The sequence below is a fragment of the Amycolatopsis sp. NPDC059021 genome (assembly GCF_042739895.1).
Classification (GTDB): Bacteria; Actinomycetota; Actinomycetes; order Mycobacteriales; family Pseudonocardiaceae; genus Amycolatopsis.
In genome coordinates this window covers 63921-69462 of sequence record NZ_JBHYIQ010000043.1, presented here as the reverse complement: position 1 = coordinate 69462, position 5542 = coordinate 63921, and the positions used below count along the sequence as shown (strand labels likewise).

At 71.5% G+C, this 5542-nt stretch carries 4 protein-coding genes; 3 read left to right on the top strand and 1 reads right to left on the bottom strand.

From position 1 onward, the window contains the following. Positions 1-124 precede the first annotated feature (124 nt). On the bottom strand, positions 125-1327 hold the full coding sequence (rocD, locus tag ACFWX1_RS24735) for an ornithine--oxo-acid transaminase (protein ID WP_378391050.1): 1203 nt from the start codon (positions 1325-1327) through the stop codon (positions 125-127). A gap of 160 nt (positions 1328-1487) precedes the next feature. On the opposite strand from rocD, the gene ACFWX1_RS24730 reads away from it, so the two are divergent. The 3 genes from ACFWX1_RS24730 to ACFWX1_RS24720 are packed head-to-tail and all read left to right on the top strand — an operon-like array spanning position 1488 to position 5430. Beyond that, entirely contained in the window at positions 1488-2348 is an 861-nt protein-coding gene (locus ACFWX1_RS24730) for a PPK2 family polyphosphate kinase (RefSeq protein ID WP_378391048.1), read from the top strand. A gap of 20 nt (positions 2349-2368) precedes the next feature. After that, a complete protein-coding gene (locus ACFWX1_RS24725) occupies positions 2369-4480 on the top strand; it encodes a prolyl oligopeptidase family serine peptidase (protein WP_378391046.1) in 2112 nt (703 codons plus the stop codon). Next, positions 4477-5430, top strand: coding sequence for an LLM class F420-dependent oxidoreductase (locus ACFWX1_RS24720; protein WP_378391044.1), 954 nt, complete (start codon positions 4477-4479; stop codon positions 5428-5430). Before ACFWX1_RS24725 ends, ACFWX1_RS24720 begins: the two co-directional genes overlap by 4 nt. Positions 5431-5542 lie beyond the last annotated feature (112 nt).

Sequence of the window (5542 nt, the reverse complement as noted above, 5' to 3'; positions counted from 1 at the left end):
TTTAACACCCACCCCCCCGCCCCCCCCCACCCCCCCCCCCGCACCGCGGGGTCGGGGCGGGGGGGGGGGGCCTCCTGGGGGCGCCGGGAGCCCGGGGGCCCCCCCCCCCCCCCACGACGCCGCGTCAGGAGGCGCGGATCACCTGGGCGATGGCGTCGATGCCGCGGTCCAGGTCTGCGCGCGAGATCACCAGCGGGGGCGCCAGCCGCAGCGTGTAGCCGTGCGTTTCCTTGCACAGCACGCCGAGCCCGGCCAGCGCCTCGGACGCCTCGCGCCCGGACGGGCCGCCGGGGGCGATGTCGATGCCCGCCCACAGGCCGCGGCCGCGGACCTCGGCCAGCCCGTTGCCGACGAGCGCGCCGAGCCGCTCGTGCAGGTGGGCGCCCAGCTCGGCCGAGCGCTGCTGGAACTCGCCGGTCTTCAGCAGCTCGACCACCGCGCGCCCGACAGCGCACGCCAGGGGGTTCCCGCCGAACGTCGACCCGTGCTCGCCCGGCTGGAGCACGCCGAGCACCGCCCGGCTGCCGACCACCGCCGACACCGGCATGATGCCGCCGCCGAGCGCCTTGCCGAGCGTGTAGACGTCGGCGCGGACACCCTCGTGGTCCAGCGCGAGGACCGTTCCGGTGCGGGCGAGCCCGGACTGGATCTCGTCGGCGATGAGCAGCATGCCGTGGTCGTCGCACAGCTGCCGGACCTCGGCGAAATACCCCGCGGGCGGCACGTTGACGCCCGCCTCGCCCTGGATCGGCTCCAGCAGGACGGCGGCGGTGCGCTCGGTGACGGCGTCGCGCAGCGCGGCCGCGTCCCCGTATTTCACCGTCACGAAGCCCGGGGTGAAGGGGCCGAACCCGGCCCGCGCGGTCTCGTCGGTCGAGAACGACACGATCGTGGTGGTGCGGCCGTGGAAGTTCGACCCGGCCACGATGATCTCGGCGGTGCCGTCCGGCACGCCCTTGACCTGGTGCGCCCATTTGCGCGCCACCTTCACCGCCGACTCGACGGCCTCGGCGCCGGAGTTCATCGGCAGCACCATCTCGGTGCCGGTCAGCTCGGCCAGCTCGCGGCAGAACAGGCCCAGCTGGTCGTGGTGGAAGGCACGCGAGGTCAGCGTGACACGACCCAGCTGTTCGGTCGCGGCAGCGATCAGCGCCGGGTGCCGGTGCCCGAAGTTGAGCGCGGAGTACCCGGACAGGAAGTCGAGATAGCGGCGGCCCTCGACGTCGGTGACCGTCGCGCCTTCGGCCTCGGCGATCACGACCGGCAGGGGGTGGTAGTTGTGTGTGCTCCACTGCTCGTCGAGCGCGACGTAATCGGCGGTCCTCATACGTTCAGGCTAAGCGGTGGAAGCGGAGAGTTCATCCGGGAAACGTTGCTTCCACCATTCGATCGTTGCGTGCTTGAGGCTTTACAGCAGCGAAACGCTGCGTAACCGATTCGCGACATTTCGCCGGGCGATCGCGGGCGAACATGGTTATCGTCGCCGGATGGCGAAGAAGCAGGATCCGGCGAGCCGCGTGCGGGACGCGTTGCGGGCGGAGAAGGACACCCCGTTGCCCGATCCCGGCTCGTCCCCGGTGGGGCCGGACAAGAAGACCAAGGCGGAGAAGAAGTTCGACAGCGCGGGCGAGCGGCTCTCGGCGTTGCAGGAAGCGCTTTACGCCGAGGGCGTCGGCGGGGGCGGGCGCAGCGTCCTGCTCGTCCTGCAGGGCATGGACACCTCCGGCAAGGGCGGCACCGTCGGGCACGTGCTCGGCCTGGTGAACCCGATGGGCGTGCGCTACGCGGGGTTCAAGAAGCCGACCGCCGCGGAACGCCGTCACCACTTCCTCTGGCGCGTCCGGCGTCAGCTGCCGTCGCCGGGGCTGATCGGCGTGTTCGACCGGTCGCACTACGAGGACATCCTGGTCCCGCGCGTCCAGAAGCTCGTGCCCGCCACCGAGTGGCGCAAGCGCTACGCCGAGATCAACGCCTTCGAGCGCGAACTGGCCGACGAGGGCACCACGGTGGTCAAGGTGTTCCTGCACATCTCGCCGGAGGAACAGCTCAAACGGCTCAAGGCGCGGCTGCTCCGGCCGGAGAAACGGTGGAAGTTCGACCCCGCCGACCTCGAGGCCCGCGCCGCCTGGGACGCCTACCAGGCGGCCTACGCCGACGTCCTGCGCCGGACGTCGACCACCACCGCGCCCTGGTACGTCGTGCCCGCCGACCGCAAGTGGTACCGCAACTGGGCCGTCGCGGAGTTGCTGATCGAGACGCTCACCGAGCTGGCGCCGAAGTTCCCCGAGCCGCACTACGACGTCGACTCGGAACTCGAGAAACTGGCCGGTGTTGGCGTAAGCGGCTGATCATCTGAAAGAGTGCGAGCGTGACCGACAGCTCCCTTGATGCTCTTCCGTTCCTCCGCCGCCAGTCCCGCACGCAGCGCTTCACCCTGGGCGCCCCCAAGGAGTTCCGGGTCTCCCCGGACGGCTCGCGCGTGCTCTTCCTGCGTGCCGAAACCGGCACCGACCCGCGGCACAGCCTGTGGTCGCTCGACCTGGCCTCGGGCGAGGAGACGAAGCTGGTCGACGCCGCCGAGCTGCTGCCCGGCGAGGAGGAACTGCCCGCCGAGGAACGGGCCCGGCGCGAGCGCAGCCGCGAGACCGGTGGCGGGGTCGTCGGCTACGCCGTCGACGACGCGTTCACCGTCGCCGCGTTCTCGCTGTCCGGCAAGCTCTACACCCTGGACCTGCGCAGCGGCGCGGTGTCGGTGCTCGTCGAGGGCTCGGTGATCGATCCGCGGCCCAACCCGTCCGGCACGCACGTCGCCTACGTCCGCGACCGCCGCCTGCGCGTGATCGAACTCGCCACCGGTGAGGACCGCGCACTGGTCGAGGAGGACGGCGAGGACATCGCGTGGGGACTCGCCGAGTTCATCGCCGCGGAGGAGATGGACCGCGTCCGCGGCTACTGGTGGGCGCCGGACGGGCGGAGCCTCCTCGTCGAGCGGTCGGACCGCGGGCCGGTGCCACGCTGGACCATCGCCGACCCGGCCAACCCGCAGAACCCGGCCAACGTCGTCGCGTACCCCGCCGCGGGCACCGCGAACGCCGACGTGTCGCTGGCGGTGCTGGGGCTGGACGGCAGCCGCGTCGACGTCGCGCGCGGCGACTGGGAGTACCTGGTCTCGGTGCATTGGTCGGCCGCGGGCAAACCGCTGCTGACGGTCCAGTCGCGGGACCAGCGGCGGATGGAGATCCTCGCGCTCGACGTCGCGGACGGTTCGGCCGGCGTGCTGCACGCCGAGGTGGACGGCCGGTGGGTCGAGATCACCCAGGGCGTCCCGGCGTGGACGTCCGGCGGGAAGCTGGTGCGGGAGAGCGCGGCCGGCGGCGACCACCGGCTGGTGATCGACGGCGTCGCGGTGACGCCGCCGGGCATGCAGGTCCGCTCGGTGCTGCACGTGGGCGACGAGGTGCTGTTCAGCGCGTCCGAAGCGGACTCGACGCAGATCCACGTGTACCGCACCGAAAACGGCACCGTGCGTCGTCTGTCCACTGCGGACGGTGTGCACCACGGCGCAGGGTCCGCCGCGCTGACGGTGATCGCCTCGTGGAGCCTCGAGTACAGCGGCCCGAAGGTGAGCGTGCTGCGCGACGGCGAGCGCGTCGCGGAGATCGGATCGTCCACTGTGGACCCGGAGATCGTGCCGAACCTGACCTGGCTGACGCTGGGGGAGCGGGGCCTGCGCGCCGCGCTCCTGCTGCCGCGCGGGTACGAGGAGAGCGAAGGCAAGCTGCCGGTGCTGCTCGACCCGTACGGCGGTCCGCACGCACAGCGCGTCCTGCAGAGCCGCAACGCTTTCCTGACGTCACAGTGGTTGGCGGATCAGGGTTTCGCGGTGCTCGTCGCGGACGGGCGCGGTACGCCGGGGCGTGGCCCGGAGTGGGAGAAGGCGATCGCGGGCCGCCTCGCCGACGTCACGCTGGCCGATCAGGTCGACGCGCTGCACGCCGCCGCCGAACTGCATCCGGAGCTGGACCTGGAGCGCGTCGCGATCCGTGGCTGGTCCTACGGCGGGTACCTGTCCGCGCTGGCCGTGCAGCGCCGCCCGGACGTCTTCCACGCGGCCGTCGCGGGCGCGCCGGTGACCGACTGGTCGCTCTACGACACGCACTACACCGAGCGCTATCTGGGGACACCGCAGGAGAATCCGCACACCTACGAGCAGAACTCGCTGATCGCCGACGCCGGCGAGCTGAGCCGCGCGCTGCTGATCATCCACGGCCTGGCCGACGACAACGTGTTCGTGGCGCACGCTTTGCGGCTCTCCTCGGCATTGCTGGCGAAGGGGCGCCCGCACGTGTTCCTGCCGCTGGCCGGGGCCACCCATATGACGCCGCAGGCCGAGGAGGTCGCGGAGAACATGATGCGCACGCAGGTCGACTGGATCGTGCGTGAGCTTTCCGCCGTCGCCGCCGTGAAGGAGAATTCATGAGCCGCTGGGGTCTGACGATTCCGCTGACCGGTGTCCCGCTCGCCGCGCATCGCGAGCTGGTCGAGCAGCTGCCCGATCTGGGCTACACCGACGTATGGTCGGCCGAGACCGCGGGCATCGACGCGTTCACGCCGCTCGTGCTCGCCTCCCAGTGGGCGCCCTCGCTGCGGCTCGGAACGGCGATCGTGCCGGTGTACACGCGCGGGCCGGGCCTGCTCGCGATGCAGGCCTCGACGGTGGCCGAGCTGGCACCGGGCCGGTTCGTGCTCGGCATCGGCGCGTCGTCGCCGGTGATCGTGGAGAACTGGAACGCGGCCTCCTTCGAGGCGCCGTTCGCGCGGACGCGGGACACCCTGCGGTTCCTGCGCTCGGCGCTGGCGGGGGAGAAGGTGAGCGAGAAGTACGAGACGTTCGCGGTGAGCAAGTTCCGCCTGGAGCGCCCGGTGGACCCGCCGCCCTCGGTGATGCTGGCGGCGCTGCGGCCGGGCATGCTGCGGCTCGCCGCGCGCGAGGCGGACGGCGCGATCACGAACTGGCTGGCCGCGTCGGATGTTCCGCGCGTGCGCGCCGAGATCGGCCCGGACGTCGAGCTGGCCGCGCGGATCTTCGTCTGCCCCACGGAAGACGCGGACGCCGCCCGGGGGCTCGGGCGGATGCTGATCTCGAGCTATCTCACCGTGCCGGTGTACGCGGCGTTCCACGACTGGCTGGGCCGGGGCGACGCACTGGCCCCCATGCACGAGGCGTGGGCGGCCGGGGACCGGAAGAAGGCGAACGAGGTCATCCCGGACTCGGTGGTCGACGAGCTGATCATCCACGGCAGCCCCGATTCCTGCCGCGAACAGATCCAGTCCTATGTGGACAACGGCCTGACGACGCCGGTCATCGCGCTGCTGCCCACCGGCGACGACCCCTTCGAGCAGGCCCGCGCCCTGGCCCCGCGGCGGTGAGCTGAAGGGGACTTTCCTCCGACAAGATGAGCTGAATTGGGGTGTGAAGGGGCTGGAGATGGCTGAATATAGTTAGGTCGCGAGAGCGGAAGAGAGGCGAGAAATGGACTCT

Excerpts from the sequence above, each read along its gene's own strand:
- rocD (WP_378391050.1), bottom strand. The coding sequence starts at position 1,327 with ATGAGGACCGCCGATTACGTCGCGCTCGACGAGCAGTGGAGCACACAC.
- ACFWX1_RS24730 (WP_378391048.1), top strand. The coding sequence starts at position 1,488 with ATGGCGAAGAAGCAGGATCCGGCGAGCCGCGTGCGGGACGCGTTGCGG.
- ACFWX1_RS24720 (WP_378391044.1), top strand. The coding sequence starts at position 4,477 with ATGAGCCGCTGGGGTCTGACGATTCCGCTGACCGGTGTCCCGCTCGCC.